The sequence below is a fragment of the Polaribacter sp. R77954 genome (assembly GCF_044595335.1).
Taxonomy (GTDB): domain Bacteria; phylum Bacteroidota; class Bacteroidia; order Flavobacteriales; family Flavobacteriaceae; genus Polaribacter.
Map to the genome: position 1 here is coordinate 1,263,741 of NZ_CP138992.1, position 21,142 is coordinate 1,284,882.

General features: G+C 31.0%; 17 protein-coding genes. 12 read left to right on the forward strand and 5 right to left on the reverse strand.

Annotated elements, in window-relative coordinates:
* The first annotated feature begins 3 nt into the window (after positions 1-3).
* From SJY27_RS05465 to SJY27_RS05510, 10 genes are all read left to right on the forward strand, one after another.
* Complete coding sequence (locus SJY27_RS05465; RefSeq protein WP_397447254.1) at positions 4-1,314, forward strand: ABC1 kinase family protein; 1,311 nt, start codon at positions 4-6, stop codon at positions 1,312-1,314.
* 50 nt (positions 1,315-1,364) lie between these two features.
* Positions 1,365-1,970 carry a uridine kinase gene (gene udk / locus SJY27_RS05470; RefSeq protein WP_397447255.1) on the forward strand — a complete coding sequence of 202 codons (606 nt, stop codon included), beginning with the start codon at positions 1,365-1,367 and terminating at the stop codon, positions 1,968-1,970.
* Positions 1,971-1,980: 10 nt separating this feature from the next.
* Positions 1,981-2,298 carry a septum formation initiator family protein gene (locus tag SJY27_RS05475; protein ID WP_397447256.1) on the forward strand — a complete coding sequence of 106 codons (318 nt, stop codon included), beginning with the start codon at positions 1,981-1,983 and terminating at the stop codon, positions 2,296-2,298.
* Positions 2,298-3,644 carry a methylmalonyl-CoA mutase subunit beta gene (locus SJY27_RS05480; RefSeq protein ID WP_397447257.1) on the forward strand — a complete coding sequence of 449 codons (1,347 nt, stop codon included), beginning with the start codon at positions 2,298-2,300 and terminating at the stop codon, positions 3,642-3,644. Before SJY27_RS05475 ends, SJY27_RS05480 begins: the two co-directional genes overlap by 1 nt.
* Positions 3,637-5,730 (forward strand): methylmalonyl-CoA mutase, encoded by a 2,094-nt coding sequence (scpA, locus tag SJY27_RS05485; protein WP_397447258.1) that lies wholly within the window; start codon positions 3,637-3,639, stop codon positions 5,728-5,730. Before SJY27_RS05480 ends, scpA begins: the two co-directional genes overlap by 8 nt.
* A gap of 405 nt (positions 5,731-6,135) precedes the next feature.
* The gene (locus SJY27_RS05490) at positions 6,136-7,053 is read left to right on the forward strand and encodes a hypothetical protein (protein ID WP_397447259.1); all 918 of its coding nucleotides are present in this window, start codon (positions 6,136-6,138) and stop codon (positions 7,051-7,053) included.
* 105 nt (positions 7,054-7,158) lie between these two features.
* The gene (locus tag SJY27_RS05495) at positions 7,159-7,332 is read left to right on the forward strand and encodes a hypothetical protein (RefSeq protein WP_397447260.1); all 174 of its coding nucleotides are present in this window, start codon (positions 7,159-7,161) and stop codon (positions 7,330-7,332) included.
* A 255-nt stretch (positions 7,333-7,587) separates the two neighbouring features.
* The gene (locus SJY27_RS05500) at positions 7,588-9,105 is read left to right on the forward strand and encodes a GH3 auxin-responsive promoter family protein (protein WP_397447261.1); all 1,518 of its coding nucleotides are present in this window, start codon (positions 7,588-7,590) and stop codon (positions 9,103-9,105) included.
* 287 nt (positions 9,106-9,392) lie between these two features.
* Positions 9,393-10,658 (forward strand): putative DNA modification/repair radical SAM protein, encoded by a 1,266-nt coding sequence (locus SJY27_RS05505; RefSeq protein ID WP_397447262.1) that lies wholly within the window; start codon positions 9,393-9,395, stop codon positions 10,656-10,658.
* 156 nt (positions 10,659-10,814) lie between these two features.
* Positions 10,815-11,591 carry a TIGR03915 family putative DNA repair protein gene (locus SJY27_RS05510; RefSeq protein WP_397447263.1) on the forward strand — a complete coding sequence of 259 codons (777 nt, stop codon included), beginning with the start codon at positions 10,815-10,817 and terminating at the stop codon, positions 11,589-11,591.
* On the opposite strand, the gene SJY27_RS05515 is transcribed toward SJY27_RS05510, so the two are convergent.
* Positions 11,586-12,152, reverse strand: coding sequence for a hypothetical protein (locus SJY27_RS05515; RefSeq protein WP_397447264.1), 567 nt, complete (start codon positions 12,150-12,152; stop codon positions 11,586-11,588). The genes SJY27_RS05510 and SJY27_RS05515 overlap by 6 nt on opposite strands.
* Positions 12,153-12,261: 109 nt before the next feature.
* Here SJY27_RS05515 and ccsA point away from each other — a divergent pair, with 109 nt between their 5' ends.
* Positions 12,262-15,465, forward strand: coding sequence for a cytochrome c biogenesis protein CcsA (ccsA, locus tag SJY27_RS05520; RefSeq protein WP_397447265.1), 3,204 nt, complete (start codon positions 12,262-12,264; stop codon positions 15,463-15,465).
* A gap of 84 nt (positions 15,466-15,549) precedes the next feature.
* The gene (locus SJY27_RS05525; protein WP_397447266.1) at positions 15,550-16,065 is read left to right on the forward strand and encodes a DUF2892 domain-containing protein; all 516 of its coding nucleotides are present in this window, start codon (positions 15,550-15,552) and stop codon (positions 16,063-16,065) included.
* A gap of 90 nt (positions 16,066-16,155) precedes the next feature.
* On the opposite strand, the gene SJY27_RS05530 is transcribed toward SJY27_RS05525, so the two are convergent.
* The 4 genes from SJY27_RS05530 to SJY27_RS05545 form a co-directional block, all read right to left on the reverse strand.
* Positions 16,156-17,832 (reverse strand): LysM peptidoglycan-binding domain-containing protein, encoded by a 1,677-nt coding sequence (locus SJY27_RS05530; RefSeq protein ID WP_397447267.1) that lies wholly within the window; start codon positions 17,830-17,832, stop codon positions 16,156-16,158.
* Positions 17,823-19,358 carry a glutamine-hydrolyzing GMP synthase gene (guaA, locus tag SJY27_RS05535; RefSeq protein WP_397447268.1) on the reverse strand — a complete coding sequence of 512 codons (1,536 nt, stop codon included), beginning with the start codon at positions 19,356-19,358 and terminating at the stop codon, positions 17,823-17,825. The genes SJY27_RS05530 and guaA overlap by 10 nt, the downstream gene beginning before the upstream one ends.
* A 192-nt stretch (positions 19,359-19,550) precedes the next feature.
* Positions 19,551-20,615, reverse strand: a complete 1,065-nt coding sequence (locus tag SJY27_RS05540) for a 3-oxoacyl-ACP synthase III family protein (protein ID WP_397447269.1) — start codon at positions 20,613-20,615, stop codon at positions 19,551-19,553.
* A 122-nt stretch (positions 20,616-20,737) separates the two neighbouring features.
* Positions 20,738-21,139 carry a group III truncated hemoglobin gene (locus SJY27_RS05545; protein ID WP_397447270.1) on the reverse strand — a complete coding sequence of 134 codons (402 nt, stop codon included), beginning with the start codon at positions 21,137-21,139 and terminating at the stop codon, positions 20,738-20,740.
* Between the last annotated feature and the right edge of the window lie 3 nt (positions 21,140-21,142).

Here is a 21,142-nt window from a genome sequence, read left to right on the forward strand (position 1 = left end):
CGTATGAAAAAAGCCAGTAAAATTCCGATTACTAAAATTCAAAGAGCCTCTAAACTCGTAAAAACGGGTGCAAAAGTTGGTGTAAATTACTTAAAGTATTATGGAAATAAGATTACAGATACTGAAGAAAAAGCAAGAGAACAACTAAACAAAGATAATGCCGAAGACATTTACGACAGCTTAAAAGACTTAAAAGGGAGTCCGTTAAAAGTTGCGCAAATGTTAAGTATGGAAAAAAGTATTTTACCAAGAGCTTATGTAGAGAAATTTTCGTTGGCGCAGTTTTCTGTACCTCCACTTTCTGAAGCATTGGTGTTAAAAACCTTCAAAAAAAGTTTTGGTAAATTTCCATCTGAAATTTACGACCAATTTGATGTTAAAGCTTACAATGCTGCCAGTATTGGTCAAGTCCATAAAGCTGAAAAAGATGGTAAAAAACTGGCAGTTAAAATTCAATATCCAGGCGTTTCTGACAGTATAAAATCAGATTTGGCTTTACTAAAACCTTTTGTGATTAGGATGTTTAACATGAAAGGAAAAACGTCTGACGAATACTTTTTTGAAGTACAAGATAAATTATTAGAAGAAACAGATTATATATTAGAGGTTCAACAAAGTAAAGAAATTGTAAATGCTTGTAAAAATATTAATCATCTTGCTTTCCCTAATTATTATTCGAATCTTTCGTCGAAACAAATCATAACTATGGATTGGATGGAAGGTATTCATCTATCTGAATTTACAGACAGAAATACCAACCAAAAAACAGCAAACCAAATTGGGCAAGCCTTATGGGATTTTTATATGTATCAAATACATATGTTAAAAAAAGTACATGCAGATCCACATCCAGGAAACTTTTTGGTTTCTAAAAAAGGAGATTTAATTGCGCTAGATTTTGGCTGTATGAAAACCATACCTTTAGATTTTTACAATCCGTATTTTGTGTTAGCTCGCAAAGAAACATTGGCAGATGAAACTCTTTTTGTAGAAAAAATGTTTGATTTAGACATCTTAAGAAAAGAAGATCCAAAAGAAGAATTTGAATTTTTTAAGGCAATGTTTCACGAAATGTTATCCATCTTTACACAACCTTTTCACGTAGAAGAGTTTGATTTTTCTGACGCAGTTTTTTTCGGTAAAATTTCTGAATTTGGAGAGCGTTACTCTAAAAATGTAGAGTTACGTTCTTATAACGCTAGTAGAGGATCTAAACATTTTATTTATATGAACAGAACCTTTTTTGGGCTGTATAATTTAATGTTCGATTTAAAAGCTCAAGGCATTAAAATCAATAATTTTATGAATTTGTAAAATCTTTACTACTTTCGTAAAGTAAATCAGGTAAAATTAATCAAAATATTATGCTAATTATTGGAATTGCAGGTGGTACTGGAAGTGGAAAAACTACGGTTGTAAATCAAATTATAAAACAATTGCCAAATGATGAAGTCTGCGTAATTTCGCAAGATTCCTATTATAAGGCTACAGATAATTTATCTTACGAACAACGTACTAAAATTAATTTCGATCATCCAAGAGCAATAGATTTTGACCTATTAATCAAACACTTAAAAGAGCTTAAAAAAGGAAAAACGGTACATCAACCTATATACTCTTTTGTTACTCATAATAGAACAAAAGATAGCCTGAAAACACACCCAAGAAAAGTGGTGATTGTAGAAGGTATTTTGATTTTTAATAGTGAAGCATTAAGAGATTTATTTGATATTAAAATCTTTGTACACGCTGAAACTGATGAGCGTTTAATAAGAAGATTGAAAAGAGATGTTGCAGAAAGAGGCAGAGATGTAAATGAAGTTTTAAACCGATATCAAAACACCTTAAAACCTATGCATCAGCAATTTATAGAACCCACTAAAAATTTTGCTGATATCATTATTCCTAATGATAGGCACAATACTGTGGCTATAGATATTGTAAGAAGTGTAATTAACGAACGCTTATAAATAATCTATAATGAGTTCTTTTAAAGATTTAAAAAATAGTTTTATATTTAAATTGCTTACCAATGTGTTTGTAATTATACTAATTCCGTTTATTATATGGATGCTATTTTTTGATGAAAACTCTTACCTTACACATCGTAAATTTAATAAGGAAATTAAAGATTTAGAAAGTACCATTTCATTCTACAAAACAAAGATTGAAAAAGACAAAGAAACCATTAAAAAACTCGAGAATTCATTAGAGTTAGAACGTTTTGCAAGAGAAAAATATTTAATGAAAAAAGAAAACGAAGACATCTATATAATTGAATTTGATACTATAAAATAATGAGCGAATTTCTATTTGATGAGTTTGATGCGGTTTCACCTGCTGCTTGGAAACAAAAAATTCAAGTAGATTTAAAAGGTGCAGATTACAATAAAACGCTGCTTTGGAAAACAGATGAAGGCATTACTGTAAAACCATTCTACACCAAAGAAGATAGAAAAAATACCTCAATTCAATTACCAAAAAAAGGCTTTAATATTTGTCAATCTATTTTTATTGGTGATGAAAAGATAGCCAATTCTTTAGCCTTAAATGCTTTACAAAGAGGCGCAAATTCAATAAGATTTAAAGCCACTACACCATTTAATCCCAAGAAATTATTAAAAGGATTTGCTGGCAAAACACTACTTTATTTTCAGCTTACTTTTTTAGATGTAGAATTTCAAACCAAACTTTCAGAATTTTGTGATTCTAATAATACATTTATTGAAACAGATATTATTGGCAATTTGGCTGAAACTGGAAATTGGTTTTACAATCTTAAAAAAGATCATTTAGCTGTAGAAGAAATAGTACCATCATCTAACCATTGTATTTCGGTTTCTGGAGATTTATATCAAAATGCTGGGGCAAATTTAACGCAACAATTGGCTTATACTTTAGCTCATGCCAATGAATATTTAAATTCTTTTGGTGCAGAAATTGCCAATAAAATTCATTTTAAGTTTGCTGTGGGTAGCAATTATTTTTTTGAAATTGCCAAATTAAGAGCATTCCGCATTTTATGGGCATCCTTATTGAAAGAGTATAATGTAAAAAATGTACCAGCTCATATTTTCACACAACCTAGTTTGCGCAATAAAACATTGTATGATTACAACACCAATATGTTGCGTACAACTTCAGAATGTATGAGCGCCATTTTAGGAGGTTCAGACACCATTTCTAATGTTGCTTATGATCATATTTACCATAAATCAAACGAATTTGGAGAACGAATTGCAAGAAATCAACTCTTAATTTTACAACAAGAAAGTTATTTTCAAGAAGCACATCATTTTGCTGATGGTGCTTATTATATTGATGCTCTAACCCATCAACTAGCGCATAATGCACTGACTACTTTTAAGCAAGTAGAAAAATCAGGTGGATTTTTAAAGCAATTAAAAAACGGCAGTATTCAAAAGAAAATTAACGAGAGTGCAACAAGAGAACAAGAAAGGTTCGATACGAAAGAAATTGTTTTATTAGGTACAAATTTACAAAGTAATGCTGCTGATAAAATGAAGCAAAATTTAGAATTGTATCCTTTTGTAAAACAAAGACATATCAAAACAATCATCACTCCAATTGTCAGAAAACGAATTTCTGAAACGATTGAAAAACAACGTTTAGACAATGAGTAGACAAGATGTTTCAAAAATACAAGTTCAGAGTTCAGAATTCAGAATTCAAAGTATTACTGAGAGTTCTTCCCTTTTGGGGAAGATAGATGGGGCTTTGGATTTCGCAGCAGGAATTCCACCCTACCTAAGAGGCCCATATTCCACAATGTATGTTCGTAGACCTTGGACGATTAGACAATATGCAGGATTTTCTACAGCAGAAGAAAGCAATGCATTTTACAAAAGAAATTTAGAAGCAGGTCAAAAAGGTTTATCTGTAGCATTTGATTTAGCCACACATAGAGGTTACGATTCTGATCATGAACGTGTGCAAGGTGATGTAGGTAAAGCAGGTGTTGCTATTGATTCTGTAGAAGATATGAAGGTTTTATTTGATCAAATCCCTTTAGATAAAATGTCGGTTTCCATGACAATGAATGGTGCAGTTTTACCCATTTTAGCATTTTATATTGTTGCTGCAGAAGAACAAGGAGTTGCTCCAGAATTACTTTCAGGAACGATACAAAACGATATTTTAAAGGAGTTTATGGTGCGTAATACCTACATCTATCCTCCTGCTCCATCCATGAAAATTATTGCGGATATTTTTAAATATACCAGTAAAAACATGCCTAAATACAATTCGATTTCTATTTCTGGTTATCATATGCAAGAAGCTGGAGCCACTGCAGAAATTGAATTGGCATATACTTTGGCTGATGGACTAGAATACATCAAAAAAGGGTTAGAAACAGGCATGGATATTGATACTTTTGCGCCAAGATTATCGTTTTTTTGGGCAATTGGGATGGATCATTTTACAGAAATTGCCAAAATGCGTGCAGCAAGAATGTTGTGGGCAAAAATTGTAAAACAATTCAAGCCTAAAAACCCAAAATCATTGGCGTTAAGGACACATTGTCAAACCAGTGGTTGGTCTTTAACAGAGCAAGATCCTTTTAATAATGTTGCCAGAACTACCATAGAAGCTATGGCTGCAGCTTTTGGTGGTACACAAAGTTTACATACTAATGCCTTAGATGAAGCTATTGCCTTACCAACTGATTTTTCTGCCAGAATTGCCAGAAACACTCAAATATATTTACAACAAGAAACCCATATTACCAAAACTGTAGATCCTTGGGCTGGGAGTTATCACCTTGAAAAATTGACTTCAGCTATTGCCAAAAAAGCTTGGGATTTGATTCAAGAAGTAGATGAGTTAGGTGGAATGACGAAAGCCATAGAAAAAGGGATTCCGAAATTACGGATTGAAGAAGCTGCAGCCAAAAAACAAGCAAAAATTGATAGTGGACAAGATATTATTGTTGGTGTAAATAAATATCAACTTAAGGAAGAAGATCCTTTGCATATTTTAGAGGTTGATAATGAAGCCGTGCGAAACTCTCAAATAGAAAGATTAAACGAATTAAAAGCAAACAGAAATACGACCGAAGTTAAAAAATCTTTAGTAGCTTTGACAGAAGCAGCGCAATCTGGAAAAGAAAATTTACTAGATTTAGCAGTAAAAGCAGCAAGAAATAGAGCTACTTTAGGCGAAATTTCAGATGCTTTAGAAAGTGTTTTTGGCAGACACAAAGCTGTAACTAAAACTATTTCTGGTGTGTATAGTAAAGAAATAAAAGACGATAAATTGTTCCAAAAAGCGAGGGAATTAGCAGATAAGTTTGCTGAATTGGAAGGACGCAGACCACGAATTATGATTGCCAAATTAGGACAAGATGGTCATGATCGTGGTGCAAAAGTAGTGGCAACTGGTTATGCAGATTTGGGTTTTGATGTAGATATTGGTCCTTTATTTCAAACACCCTTAGAAGCTACCAAACAAGCTGTAGAAAACGATGTGCATATTTTAGGAATTTCTTCTTTAGCAGCTGGTCACAAAACTTTAGTACCTCAAGTTATTGCAGAACTCGAAAAATACCAACGAGATGATATTATGGTAATTGTTGGTGGTGTAATTCCTGCACAAGATTACCAATTTTTATTTGATGCTGGTGCTGTTGGGGTTTTTGGGCCAGGTACAAAAATTGCTCAAGCTGCTATTGATTTATTAGAGATTTTGATTGATAGTATTGTGGAGTAACTATGGAAAATACACCTTCAAATAATAAATTTTACCATCAAATTATTGAGCTTTTACAAGCTGCAAGAAATACTATTATACGTTCTGTAAAAAAACAATGGTAATTACCTATTTTGAAATTGGTAGAGTGATCATTCAAGAAGAACAAAATGGAAAAGAGATTATAAAGGAACTTTCTAAAATATAACCAAAGAATTTGAAAAAGGTTTCTCTAAGAAACCTTGAACAAATGAGACGATTTTATTTCATTTACTCAAAAACACAGACTTTGTCTGAGCAATCTATTTCAGAATATAGTATTGTGGAATAGTTTGGTTAGATTTAACCTCATCTTTTATAATTGAGCCAAGTTATGCACTAATTCAAACATCACTGCATCCCAAAAGGGTAAGAAACTAATAAAAAATGAAAAACAAAATTGCTATTATACTAGTACTACTTCTGTCCATAAAAACATATGGACAAATAAGCTTAAAAGATTCAACTGTTCAAGTTATTGGATATTGGTCAAAATTAGATAAACAATCATATGATATTTCATTCGAAAAGCTTAAAATTAAAAATAAAGATACTATTGCTAGAGAACTCATAAAATATGAAGTAGATCTTAAAGTTATAGATTCTACACCAAACAGCTATACAACAGAATGGCATTACAAAAATTTTGAAATTGATACAGATAATAAATTGGTGAAAAAATTAACATCAATATCCAATGATATATCTGTATTGATTAAAACAGATGAATTTGGTTCGTTTATGGAAGTTATAAATTGGCAAAATGTTAGAGATTATCTTAATGAAGTATCAGAAAAATTGAAAACAGAATTAAAACATATTCCTAACTCAGCACAAATTATAGAAAATGTCATGAAGATTTACTCTTCAAAAAAATCGATAGAAGCTAATGCCATAAAAGATGCTATTCAATTTTATAATTTTCATGGTGTAAAGTATAAACTTGGCGAGGAAATATCAGGAGATTTAAAAGTATCTAATAATTTTGGAGGAAAGCCATTTGATACAAAAGTTAAATTTAGTTTAGATGAAATAAATGCTGAAGATGGAAATTCAATCATAAGAATGAAACAGGTTGTGAATTCTAAACAGTTAACAAACGAAACCTATAATTATTTAAAAAAAATAGGCACATTTGGTAAAAACATACCTAAATTAAAGAATTTTCCTTCTTTAACCAATGAAACCTATACAGCCTCTAGAATTCATGGAGAAACTGGCTGGGTTATTTACAGTATAGAAACAAAAGAAGTAAAGGCAGAAAACACAACAAACATAGAAGAAAGAATAATTGAAATAAAATAAAAACTACAATACAAAAAGCGGCAAAGCATTTAACTATAGAAAATTAAATCTATAAATTTGTATTTCATAAATAGTAATTTGGTTTTCTAATAAAAATAAAGATTTATGAAAAAAATAACCTATTATTTTCTCATGATTATTGGTGCTTTTGCCATAATTTCAGGAGTATATCAAATGCTAAAAGGGCAACACTTAAGTATTTATTACTATAGTATTTTAATTGGTTTTGTATTAATGGGCACCACCTATTTTAATCATCAACGCAAAAACAACAAGTAATTACCATTTAAAAAATCAATATTCCTCATTTAAAACATATTTTATGGGTGTATTTCATCACAAAAAAACAGCAATTTCTAAAATCTCTTTTGGGTTTGTTTATCATATGGCATTTTTGTAGTGTACAAGAAACATTGGGTAAAACAAGCATTCAAAAAATTTAAGAAATAATGCTAACGAAATGCATCAACCTTTAAAGTAATCACGTTAAAAACATCTTCCAAAAATTGTCAACTTTGTATAAAACCAACAATTATGACCATTTTAGGAAACCTTATAAAGGGTGTTATCAATGTAACAGATACCCTTTCATCAGCAACAAATCATATTGAGGCTCAAGAAAAAGTGCTTCAAAATCTATTAGCAACAGCCAAAAACACACAGTTTGGTAAAAAGTATCATTTTAAAACTATTTTAATCAGTGACAATTTGCAAACATCTTTTGCAGATACTGTACCTTATTTTGATTACGATAAAATCAACAAAAAATGGTGGAGCAAATTACATCAAGGAGAAACAGATGTTACTTGGCCAAACACACCTTCCTATTTTGCATTAAGTTCAGGAACTACAGGAAAATCCAGTAAAAGAATTCCGGTTACTGATGCTATGATTGATGCCATAAAAAGCTCTGGAATTAAACAGGTATTGTCTTTAAACAACTTTGATTTACCCGCAGATTTTTTTGAAAAAGAAATTATGATGTTGGGTAGTTCTACAGATTTACAAGAAAACAACAATCATTTAGAAGGCGAAATTAGCGGAATTAGCGCAAGTAACATTCCTTTTTGGTTTAAAGGATATTACAAACCTGGTGAAGACATTGCCAAAATAGACGATTGGGATGAACGTGTTTTACACATCGCAAAAAATGCAAAAAATTGGGATATTGGTGCGTTAAGTGGAATTCCTGCTTGGATAGAATTAATGCTTCAAAAAGTAATCGAATATCACAATTTAAATAATATTCACGAAATTTGGCCCAACTTAAAAGTCTACACTTCAGGTGGAGTTGCTTTTAGTCCTTATGAAAAAAGTTTCGAGGCTTTGTTAGGCAAACCAGTTACAGTTATTGATACCTATTTGGCTTCAGAAGGTTATATTGCCACACAAACCAGACCAGAAACTGATGCTATGCAGTTGAATACCGAAAACGGAATTTACTTCGAGTTTGTGCCAATGAATCCAGACTACATAAAACCAGATGGTTCATTAAAGAAAAACGCACCTGCAATTTCTCTAAAAAATGTTGAGCCAGAAAAAGATTACATTTTAATCATCAGTACAGTTTCTGGTGCTTGGCGCTATTTAATTGGTGATACCATAAAATTTACCAATGTGGAGAAAGCAGAAATAAAAATTACAGGACGTACCAAATTCTTTTTAAATACGGTTGGTTCGCAATTATCTGTCAATAAAATGGATGATGCTATGAAACATTTAGAAGAAAAATTCTCAACCAAAATTCCTGAATATACCATTTGTGCAAAACGTTTTGAAGATGGCGAATTTTATCATTCTTGGTATTTGGGGACTGACGTAAATGCAAACGCAACTGATGTTGCAAATGCACTAGATCATTTTCTAAAAGATGCCAATAAAAACTATAAAATCGCCAGAAGTAAAGCTTTAAAAGGCGTAAAAGTAAATATAATTCCAGTAGAAAAGTTTTACGATTGGAATGATAGGAACAAGAAAAAAGGCGGACAAGTAAAAATGGAACGTGTAATGAAAGAAAAGAAATTTAAAAAGTGGGAAGCTTTTGTAAAGTAAACTTAAGAGAAGATTTTTTTTTTGAAGCTATTTCCAGCTTTCACTACTCACTTTTTTTGCTGAAAAACGCAAAAAAGAGTTCAAACAAACCGTTCAATCTGGGCTAACCAAGTTTGCCAACATCAGGCTATAAAAAATACTTTTTCTTTTTTAAACATTTTCTTTTTTGTGGAAAACTAATCTAATTTAATGTTTTTCAAATTCTAATATTGACTATTTTGTTGCAAGATTAATATCGATTTTAATACTTTTTAAAATTCAATCAATCTTAACATTATCAACAATTTATGTCTTTTGAACGCACTTTAGAGAAACTCAAAATTTTAGCAGACGCTGCTAAATACGATGTTTCTTGTTCATCAAGTGGTAGCAAACGCACAAACAAAAACAAAGGTTTAGGAGACTCAACAGGAATGGGTATTTGTCATTCTTATACAGAAGATGGTAGGTGTGTTTCACTACTTAAAATTTTACTCACCAACTATTGTATTTTCGATTGTGCCTATTGTGTCACCAGAAAAAGTAATGATGTTAAAAGAGCCGCTTTTAAAGTGCAAGAAGTGGTAGACTTAACCATCAATTTTTATCGTAGAAATTATATTGAAGGGCTTTTTTTAAGTTCTGGTATTTTTAAAAGTGCAGATTATACTATGGAACGTTTGGTAGCTGTTGCCAAAAAATTACGGTTAGAAGAAAATTTTAATGGTTATATACATTTAAAATCGATTCCTGGTGCTTCAGATGAATTAATGCGAGAAGCTGGTTTATATGCAGATCGATTAAGCGTAAATATAGAAATCCCAACAAAAAGCGGATTAAAATTGTTAGCTCCTGATAAAAATTTTGAAGATTTTATAAAACCCATGGAAAAGGTTAAGAATGAAATTATTCAATATAAATCAGAAAAGAAACTCATAAAAAGTACACCCAAATATGCTCCTGGAGGACAAAGTACTCAAATGATTGTGGGTGCAAGTGGAGAAAATGATTTTCAGATTCTAAAAACAGCGGAACATTATTATAAAAACTTCAATCTTAAAAGAGTGTATTATTCTGGTTATGTGCCCATAAGTTATGATAATCGTTTGCCTGCTATTGGCAGTGAAGTACCCATGTTACGTGAAAATAGATTGTATCAATCTGACTGGCTTACGCGTTTCTATGGTTTTCAAACCAACGAAATTGTCAACCTAAATCATCAAAATTTAGATTTAGATATCGACCCAAAATTGAGTTGGGCATTACGTAATTTACACGAGTTTCCTGTAGATATCAACAAAGCCAGTAAAAGAATGTTGGCAAGAATTCCTGGAGTAGGAATGAAATCTGTTGCCAAAATTTTAATGGCAAGAAAATACAGACGATTAAATTGGGATCATCTTAAAAAAATAGGCATTGCCTTTAATAGAGCGCAATATTTTTTGGTATGTGATAGTCCGCAATTTGAAAGAAGAGATTTAACAGCAGCCAAATTAAAAGGACTGATTTTACAGAACTCAAAAAGTAAATATGAGCAAATGTTGAGTCCGCAATTAAATTTGTTTGATAAATAATTTACGTTGATTGTCATTTTGAGCATTACTGAAATCAAAATATATTTTTGATTGAAAGTAGATAACGAAGTTAAAAGTGAAGTCGAAAAATCTCTACTTAAATAATATTAATTTAGATTTCTCCACAAGGTCGAAATGACATTAAAAACTCTAAAAATGCAAGAAAAAACACTCATTTACGATAGTACTTTTGAAGGTTTTCTATCCTGTGTTTTTTATGTTTTCGAATACAAACTCAAACATGTATCCATTCAAAATGAATTTGTACAACAAAATGGGTTGTTTTCTGAAAACGAAACCATTATTACAGATACTGAAAAATCTGACCGAGTTTGGAAAGGTTTAAAGAGTAGAGCATCCACTTTAACATTAACCAAAATATATTATGCGTTTTTGAGTGAACAAAAAGGCATTGAAAATACCTTATTAGATTACATTCAATATATCTTTAAACACGATCAAAAAGTGGATACCGATTTTACGCATCCTAGTGTTTTAAAAACAGCTCAAATTGCAAAAAATGTTAGTAGGGAAAAGCATAGAATGGAAGCTTTTGTGCGTTTCAGATTAACAAAAGATAACATCTATTTTGCCAATATTGAACCCGATTTTAATGTATTGCCTTTAATTGCTAAACATTTTAAAAGTAGATATGCAGACCAGAAATGGGTGATTTATGACATCAAAAGAAATTATGGTTTGTTTTATGATTTACAGACGTTAGAGTTCATCAATATGGATTTCCCAAAAAATTTCGATTTTACAAAAACCTACAAAGATTTTTTTGCTGATGAGGAATTAAATTTCCAAAAACTATGGAAAGATTATTTTGACAGCACAAACATTAAAGAACGTAAAAATATGAAATTGCATATTAGGCATATCCCAAAACGCTATTGGAAATATTTGAGTGAAAAACAACCCAATTTATGATAACATTTCTTTCATTTTATCTCGTTCTTCTACCAAAAACATAATTTCTTCTGGCGATAAATAATAACGTTTCATACGATCTTTATAAACTTTAGAAATCTCTGCATGATTTAAAATAAAGTTTTTTGTTTTTAAAATATAATTTTCCATTTTGTGATTAACTGCAAAACGATCTGCAGCTCTTTCAGCCTCAACAATATGGTTTTCAGAAAAGAGGTACTTAATTCCGAACCAAATCAAATTCCATCTATTTCTATCTTGGTAATCCATAATGTGCCCAAGTTCATGACCAATCCAACCAATAAAAATATCATCAGGTATATCTAAAGTTGAAAATTTCTTATTCGAGATTTTAAATTCCTCACTTATCAAAATCAAAAATTTCCTATTTTTTTTCGACTTAAAAAAACTATCAAAAGTAGGTCTAGCCTGCATTGTAGATTTTTTAATATTTTTCTTTAATTTAAATTCTATATAAACATCCTTTAATTCTGGATAATGTGCTAGTGCAAACACAACTCTGTCTCTAATATGTTTGGGTATAATGTGTTTTATGGCCATCTATTTATGTAATTTTTAACAATTCTTAATACAGAAATATAATAGAATCCCTCAGAAAATTTGTGCTTTTATACTTAAATTTGTAACTCTTTTAAAAGTATTTTTTTTGATGAAAAATTTTCTTAATTTTCTATATTCTACGCGCTTAATGGCCGTTTTATTTTTTCTATTTGCAACTGCAATGGGGGTTGCAACCTTTATAGAAAACGACTTTGGCACACAAACCTCTAAAGCGTTAGTATATAATTCTTGGTGGTTTGAAACCATAATGATATTCTTTATCATCAATTTTTTTGGCAATATTTTTAGATACAAACTGTTGCGTAAAGAAAAATGGCCTGTATTAATGTTTCACTTGGCATTTTTATTTATTATTATTGGTGCTGGAGTTACTAGATACATTGGTTATGAAGGCATTATGCTAATTGACGAAGGTGAAACTACCAATACTTTTTTATCGGAAACTACTTATGTTAATGTTATTGTAGACAATAATGAGGTACAAAAAACAAAACACGAACCCATTTTATTAAGTGCTTGGGGAGCTAATTCTTGGTCTTTTTCAGATGATTTTAAAGGCAAAAGTTACGAAGTTGATTTGGTAGATTACATCCCTTGGGCAAAAGAAAAATTTACTGATAGTGATACTGGTGATGAATATTTATTTTTGGTAGAATCGTCAAGTGGAAGTAGACATGAGCATCGCATAAAATCGGGTACAGTTCAAAACATTCACAATATTTTGGTGGGTTATAATAATGCCGATAACAATGCCTCTATCAATATTTTTAAAAGAAATGATTCTTTAAAAATTAGCACAAAATCTGATGGTATGTATCAGGTTATGGCAACCATGAATAAAGGAACTATTACCAAAGATAGTATACAAGATTTTAAATTAAGAGCATTATACAATGTTGCTGGTTTGCCATTTGTAGTGCCTCAACACCCATCAAAAGGAAAAATGGAAGTGGTTCGTGGGCCTAAAGACGATAAAAAATTAGATGTTATTGTTTTAGATGTAAAAACAGAAAACGAAACCAAAAGGGTTTCACTTTCTGGCGGAAAATTTAACAATGATAATGCCAAAGAATTTTCTGTTGATGGATTGAATTTTAGAATGTGGTATGGTGCAAAAATTTTAAAAGCGCCTTTTAGCATCAAACTAAATGATTTTCAATTAGAGAAATATCCAGGTTCTGAAAGTGCTGCTTCTTACGCTAGTGAAGTAACTGTTATTGATAATGATGATAAATTTGATTATCGCATTTTTATGAATCATATTTTAGACCATAGAGGCTATAAATTTTTCCAATCTAGTTATGATTTGTCTGGCGAAAGAGAACAAACTCATTTATCTGTAAACCATGATTGGTGGGGAACTTTTATTACCTATTTGGGATATTCACTTTTATACACAGGAATGATTACCATTTTCTTTGCTAAATACACGCGTTTTGATAGCTTGAAAAATTCATTAAAGAAGATTCGAAAAAAGAAACAATTACTTACACTAAGTGCTTTGTTGGTGGCATCTAGTTTTGCCTTTGGTCAAGAACATGATCATGACCATAGTGACCCTAATCATACACACGAACCTACGCAAACCACAAATACAAGTGAGCCTCACCCAAGTTTACCTGTTACCCAAGTTAGTGCTCAGCAAATTGACTCGATATTAACAGCCAATTCAGTAGGTAAAACACACGCAGAAAGTTTTAGCAAATTGGTAATTCAAGATGCTGGTGGTAGAATGAAACCTGCACATACTTTTGCTTCTGAATTGGTGCGTAAAGTGGCACAAACAGAAACGTTTAATAATATGCAGCCAAGCCAAGTGTTGCTTTCTATTATAGAAAACCCAAGACTTTGGTACGAAGTTCCTATGGTGTATTTAGAAAAGGGTAATTTAAAAATTAGAGAACAATTGGGTGTAGCACCTACTGCAAAATATGCACGTTTATCTGACTTTTTTACAGCTAGAGGAGAATACATAATTAAACAACAAATTGAAGAAGCTCAGAAAAAAAAGATTCAAAATAAATTTGAGCAAGATCTTATTAAAATCGATAGACGTTTAGGGTTGTTATACAATGCTATTGGTGGTGGAATTCTAAAGATTTATCCAATACCAAATGATGAAAATAACAAATGGGTTTCTCAACCAGAAACTACAAGTACAAAAGGCTTTAGGCCTGCAGATACTGTTTTTGTTCAAAAATCTCTACCTCTTTACGTACAATTGCTGCAAACTGCCAAAAAAACAGGAGATTATTCGAAAGCAGAACAAGTTTTAGAGGGCATCAAAAAGTATCAAAAGAAATTTGGGGCTGAAGTGTATCCCTCAGAAAAACAAATAGATATAGAAATTGCTTATAATAAATTTAGTGTTTTTGCAAAATTAATTCGTTATTATGGTTTGGCTAGTTTGTTTCTACTGGTATTTGTTATTGCACAAATATTTAGTGACAAAAAATGGCTGAATATGATTGTAAAATTTGCTATAGGAATTGTAATTGCTCTATTTCTCTTGCATACCACTGGTTTAATTGCCAGATGGTATATAAGTGGCAATGCACCTTGGAGTAATGCGTATGAATCTATTATTTATGTAGCTTGGACAACCATGTTATTTGGGCTTTATTTGGGTAGAAAATCAGCATTAACTATTACAGCCACCACATTTGTTGTTTCTATTATTTTATTTGTTGCTAATATGAATTGGCTTGACCCTGAAATAGCAAATTTACAGCCTGTATTAAATTCTTGGTGGTTATTGGTGCACGTTTCTATTATTGTAGCCAGTTATGGGCCTTTAACATTAGGAATGATTTTAGGAGTATTCTCGTTATTTTTAATTCTTTTTACGAATAAAAATAACAAAAAGAAAATGGATCTAAATATCAAAGAAATTACCATAATTAATGAAATGGCAGTTACTGTTGGTTTGGTGATGTTAACCATTGGAAACTTTTTAGGTGGAATGTGGGCTAATGAAAGTTGGGGACGTTATTGGGGCTGGGACCCTAAAGAAACTTGGGCTTTAATTTCTATTATGATTTATGCCTTTGTATTACACATGCGTTTGATTCCTGGTTTACGAGGAAAATATACTTTTAATTTATGGACTATTATTTCGTATGCCTCTATTATGATGACTTATTTTGGTGTTAACTTTTACTTAGCTGGTTTGCATTCTTATGCCAGTGGAGATCGTGTTATTACTCCATCATCTGTATATTATTCGATTGGTTTTGTTGCCATTTTAGGAACATTATCTTGGTTTAAATACGTAAAATACTATAAGAAATAACTTTATTCTGGTAAGGTTTATAAAACGGTGTAGGTATTTATCGTAAGAAAATGTATTTTTGCTCCTCAATAAAATTAAAGAACAATGTTCAATAAAAATATTAAATTAATTATAGCAGGTTTACTTGCTGTTTGGGCTATTTATGAATTTACTCAAGTGAATATTATGAACGGAATTTCCATCTTATTATTAGCTGGAATTTTTGTGCTGTTGTATTTTAAAAATGAGTTTATTTTATTGGCTTTTTTACAATTGCGTAAACAAAATTTTCCGGCTGCACAAAAATGGTTGGGCTATATTAAAAATCCTGAAGCTGCATTAATTACTAAGCAACAAGGATATTACAACTATTTACACGGAATTATGTTGAGTCAAACCAACATCACACAAGCAGAAAAATTTTTACGTAAAGCTGTAAAATTAGGATTATCTATGGATCATGATTTGGCCATGGCAAAATTGCAATTGGCTGGAATTGCAATGACCAAAAGACGTAAGCGAGAAGCCACTAATTTAATGGCAGAAGCTAAAAAATTAGACAAACACGGAATGTTAAAAGAACAAATGCAAATGATGAAACAACAGATGAAAAAGATCTAAGTTTTGTTATATTTCAGCAAAAAAAATCCGCTAAAAGCGGATTTTTTTTGTTTGGCTTTTTCCTTAAAATAGGAAATGACATTATATCAATTACTTCAATCGTGTCAAGGTTAAATCTTCATTATACTGCACAATAAACAAACCTTTGTTTTCAGCAATATATGCACTATTTCTATAATCGAATTTGGTTTCTATTCGTCTAGACATTCCTGCATCTAAAGTAGCTTTCAATTCATTTCCAGAGGCTAGCCTAATCAAAATATCATAGGTAATATCAAAACCTTTTACAGCATAATAGGAAGGTAAAGCATTGTTCTTTTCTTGATATTGTTTGTTGAAAATTCTCGCATTTGGTGAATTTTCGTCAATAAACTCATCACTTACATAAGTAAAACCAATTTTAGCCAATTTGGTATTATCAATTTTATCGTATGCACGTCCTTTATCAAATGTAAATACTTTTGCTGTAGTTTCTTCTGGCAAACTAATCATACTATTAATAACGTCATTTACAATAACTCTATCATCTGTAGTAATTACTACCCAATTTTTCTCATTTGGTTTTAGCAAATCTAAAAAACGAGATTTTGCAATATACCCATCTTCTGGCTGTAAAACATTTACAATTGCAGTTGTACTCAACGTTAAGTTAGCCTGTATAGATTTACTGGTTTTAACAGACCTTGTATCATTATCGCTTACAATAATAATGTTGCCTTTATGCAGTATATTCTGGTTTGCAATAGAATCTGTAAAAAGGGTATCTATTCTGTTAAATTCCTCTATAAGATATCTTTCTAACTCAGCTCTAAACACCTCTTTTTCTGGTGAAGTTTTTACAATATTATTGGCAGAAAAATCAGATTGATCACTAGAATATACAGGATATATTACTGGTATACTTACATTAGAGGCTACTGTTTTAGCTTGTTCTGAGTATAAAGGACCTATTATAACATTATTATCTTCTAAATTATTTTGAGCTATAATGGTACTGAGTTTATTTGACCTTCTTTCTCCTGTGTCGTAAGCTGTAAACTGTATATTAACACCTTGATTGCGTAAAGAATCTACAGCCATTTCTGCGCCCAAATAAAAATCTGTAGCAATATTTACAAGGGTTGAGTTGTTTGCAAAAATTTCTTTTAACAAAAGCGTATCACTTTGGTATTTATACGTTCTAAAAGGTAATAAAAGCGCAACTTTTAAATCTTTATCATAATCAATATTATCGTTATAATACTCATCATCAGTATATAAAATCTCTACAGGAATTTCTTTTAATTTTAAAATCATTCCTAATTTTAACCCTTCTTTTAACTCCGGATTCAACAATAACAACTCTCCTCTGGTTACTCCGAATCTTTTTTTGATGTTGTAAAAAGTATCTCCTTTTTTAACTTCATAGATTTCGTATTTTTCTTTTAAATCTTCTAAAAGCTGTTCTTCAATGGTTAACTCTGGTTGTACATCAACGATAGAATCTGAAAGTACTTTAGGTTTTTGTTTTACGTTATTTTTTAAATTATTTAATTTTTTTTCGGGTACAACTAAAAAAGTATTTGCTCTTGGTTCTCCATTAACATCAGGATTCAAGCGGATTAAGTTAGCCGTTTTCATCTCTAATTTTTGAGCAATTTTGCTCATTGTTTCCCCTTTTTTAACCTTGTACTGAATATATCTTTTCTGCTGACCACAAGAAACTGTGAATGTTAAAATACACAGGAAAATAAATAATTTTAAATGCTTCATATGCTTTATTCCCATTCTATTGTTGCAGGTGGTTTAGAGCTGATATCATACACTACTCTATTTACACCTTTCACTTGATTGATAATTTTATTAGATGTTTTTTGCAAAAATTTATATGGCAAATCTACCCAATCTGCAGTCATACCATCTGTACTTTCTACAGCTCTTAAGGCTACAACTTTTTCGTAAGTTCTTTCATCCCCCATAACACCAACAGAATTTACGGGCAACAACATAGCACCAGCTTGCCAAACACTATCATACAAGCCATCTTCTTTTAAACCGTTGATAAAAATTGCATCTACTTCTTGCAAAATACGTACTTTTTCAGCAGTAATATCTCCTAATATTCGGATTCCTAAACCAGGCCCTGGAAATGGATGACGCCCCAACAAATCTTTGTGAATTCCTAAAGATTTACCCACTCTACGAACCTCATCTTTAAAAATCATACGTAAAGGTTCTACAATTTTAAGTTTCATAAAATCTGGTAAGCCTCCTACATTATGATGACTTTTAATGGTTGCTGAAGGTCCTCCATTTACTGAAACAGATTCAATAACATCTGGATAAATAGTACCTTGAGCCAACCACTTTACATCTTTAATTTGATGTGCTTCATCATCAAAGACATCTATAAATGTATTACCAATCGCTTTTCTTTTTCCTTCTGGGTCAGATATTCCTTTTAATTTTTCTAAAAACCTATCAGAAGCATCTACACCTTTAACATTTAAACCCATACCTTCGTATTGATTTAAAACACTTTCAAACTCGTTTTTACGCAATAAACCATTATTTACAAAAATACAGTATAAGTTTTTGCCAATGGCTTTGTGTAATAAAACTGCTGCTACAGATGAATCAACCCCACCTGAAAGTCCTAAAACTACTCTATCATTGCCTACTTTAGCTTTAATAGCTTCTACAGTGCTTTCTACAAAAGAATCTGGGGTCCAACTTTGTGCTACCTCTGCAATGTTTACCAAAAAGTTTTCTAATAACTGTTTCCCATCTTTAGAATGATAAACTTCTGGATGAAACTGAATAGCAAAAGTAGTTTCTCCTTCAATCTTATAAGCCGCATTTTGCACATCTTTTGTGCTGGCTAATAAAACTGCATTTGTAGGCAATTCTTTAATGGTATCTGAATGACTCATCCATACTTGGCTACCTTCAGAAATATTTTTAAAGAAGGTTTCATCTTCTTTTATAAAAGATAAATTGGCTCTACCATATTCTCTTGTGTTGGATTCTGCTACTTTTCCTCCTGAAAAATGGGCTAAATATTGAGCTCCATAACACACTGCTAGTAGAGGTTTTTTACCTTTAATTTCAGCTAAGTTTGGATGTAAAACATTTTCACCTCTTACTGAGTTTGGACTACCTGATAAAATAACAGCTTTAAAAGTATCTAAACTTTTTGGAATTTTGTTATACGGATGAATTTCGCAATAAATATTTAATTCTCTAACTCTTCTTGCAATGAGTTGTGTGTACTGAGAACCAAAGTCTAAAATAAGTACGTTGTGTTGTTGCATGCGCAAAAATAATATTTTGATATTAGATTTACGATATCAAAAGTTAGATTTTTTTTATGAATTAGAATTCGTACCTATCTATGAGAATTCGTACTGAAAAACCTAAAAAAAACACAACTTAAACAACTCATTATAAAACAACTACATTTCTGTTTGATTTTTTTTATCTTTTTATTAATAGATAAAAAAGACCTAGAATTTATATACAATTGCATTAATATTCATACCTGCTCCAACAGAAGCTAAAAGAATAACATCACCCTTATGTACTTGTTGGTTTTCTATTTTGCCTTTTAAAACTAAATCTAATAAGGTTGGTACTGTTGCTACAGAGCTATTTCCTAATTTATGAATGCTCATTGGCATTATTCCTTGAGGAACTGGCTTTTTATACAATCTATAAAAACGTTTAATGATAGCTTCATCCATTTTTTCATTAGCTTGATGTATAAAAATCTTTTTAATACTATTTATTTCAACACCACTTTTGTCTAAAGCTAATTGCATTGCTTTTGGCACATTAGTTATGGCAAATTCATAAATTTTACGACCAAACATTTTAATATATCTAATATTTTGATCTTCACTTTTGTTAAAAGATCCACCATAATGCAAAAAATAGGCTTCTTCTTTAGCAAATGTTTGCGAGGCATGGCTTAAAATTCCTGAATCTGAATTATCTGTTTTTTCTACAATACAGGCTCCTGCTCCATCACTATAAATCATAGAATCTCTATCATATTTATCTACTACTCTAGATAAAGTTTCTGCACCAATTACCAAACACTTTTTTGCTATACCAGCCTTAATAAATGCTTGTGCTTGAATAACACCCTCAATCCAACCTGGGCAACCAAATAAAACATCGTAAGCTACGCAATTGGGGTTTTCAATACCTAGTTTGTATTTAACTCTTGTAGCTAAACTTGGTAAAGTATCTCCTTGAATTGTGCCTGGTTTTACATCACCAAAATTATGTGCTATAATAATATAATCTAATTCTTCTGGGTTTAAATTTGCGTCTTTAATAGCATTTTTGGCAGCAAAAAAAGCCAAATCAGAGGTTGTAAATTCATCAGCTGCATAACGCCTGGCCTCTATACCTGTTATGCCTTTAAACTTTTCTACAATTACATCGTTTTCTGCAGAAAATATTGAGCCATCTGCATTTAAAAACTCGTGATTTAAAAAATCGGTATTTTCAATTTTTTGAGAAGGAATAAATGTTCCTGTACCTGTTATTTTTGATGAAATCATACTGCGAATATTTACCTAACAAATTTAAAAAATCTAACATTAATTATTTGCTATGCATGCATAATATTATTACATCCAACTTAACTAAAATAACCAGTAAAACAATAAAAAAGGTTTTAATTTTATTGATACAGTTTCATCTTAAGTTGCATTACTGTTGCTATTGATTGCGCTCTAGACTTCATTCTTTCTGAATTTTCTCCATAAAAAAGCGTATTTATTGTATCTATAAAATACGATACCCAAATACTAAAATGCGCTTTATTAAATGACACCAAAACATTTACATCTACATGTTTTTGCATGACATTATTTGTATAGGTTAAGGTATCAAACAAAATATCATTCCAAAAATCAGTAATAATTTCTAGGTGCTGTTCTAACTGATTTTTTTGAACAATTTCTTGAAAGAAAGGAAGCATTTTTTCATCATTTAACAATTTATCATAAAACCTTGTTATGATTTGTTTGATGTCTGCTCTTGACGAAATATCTGGTTTAAAATTATCTTTGAGTTCTACCACAAA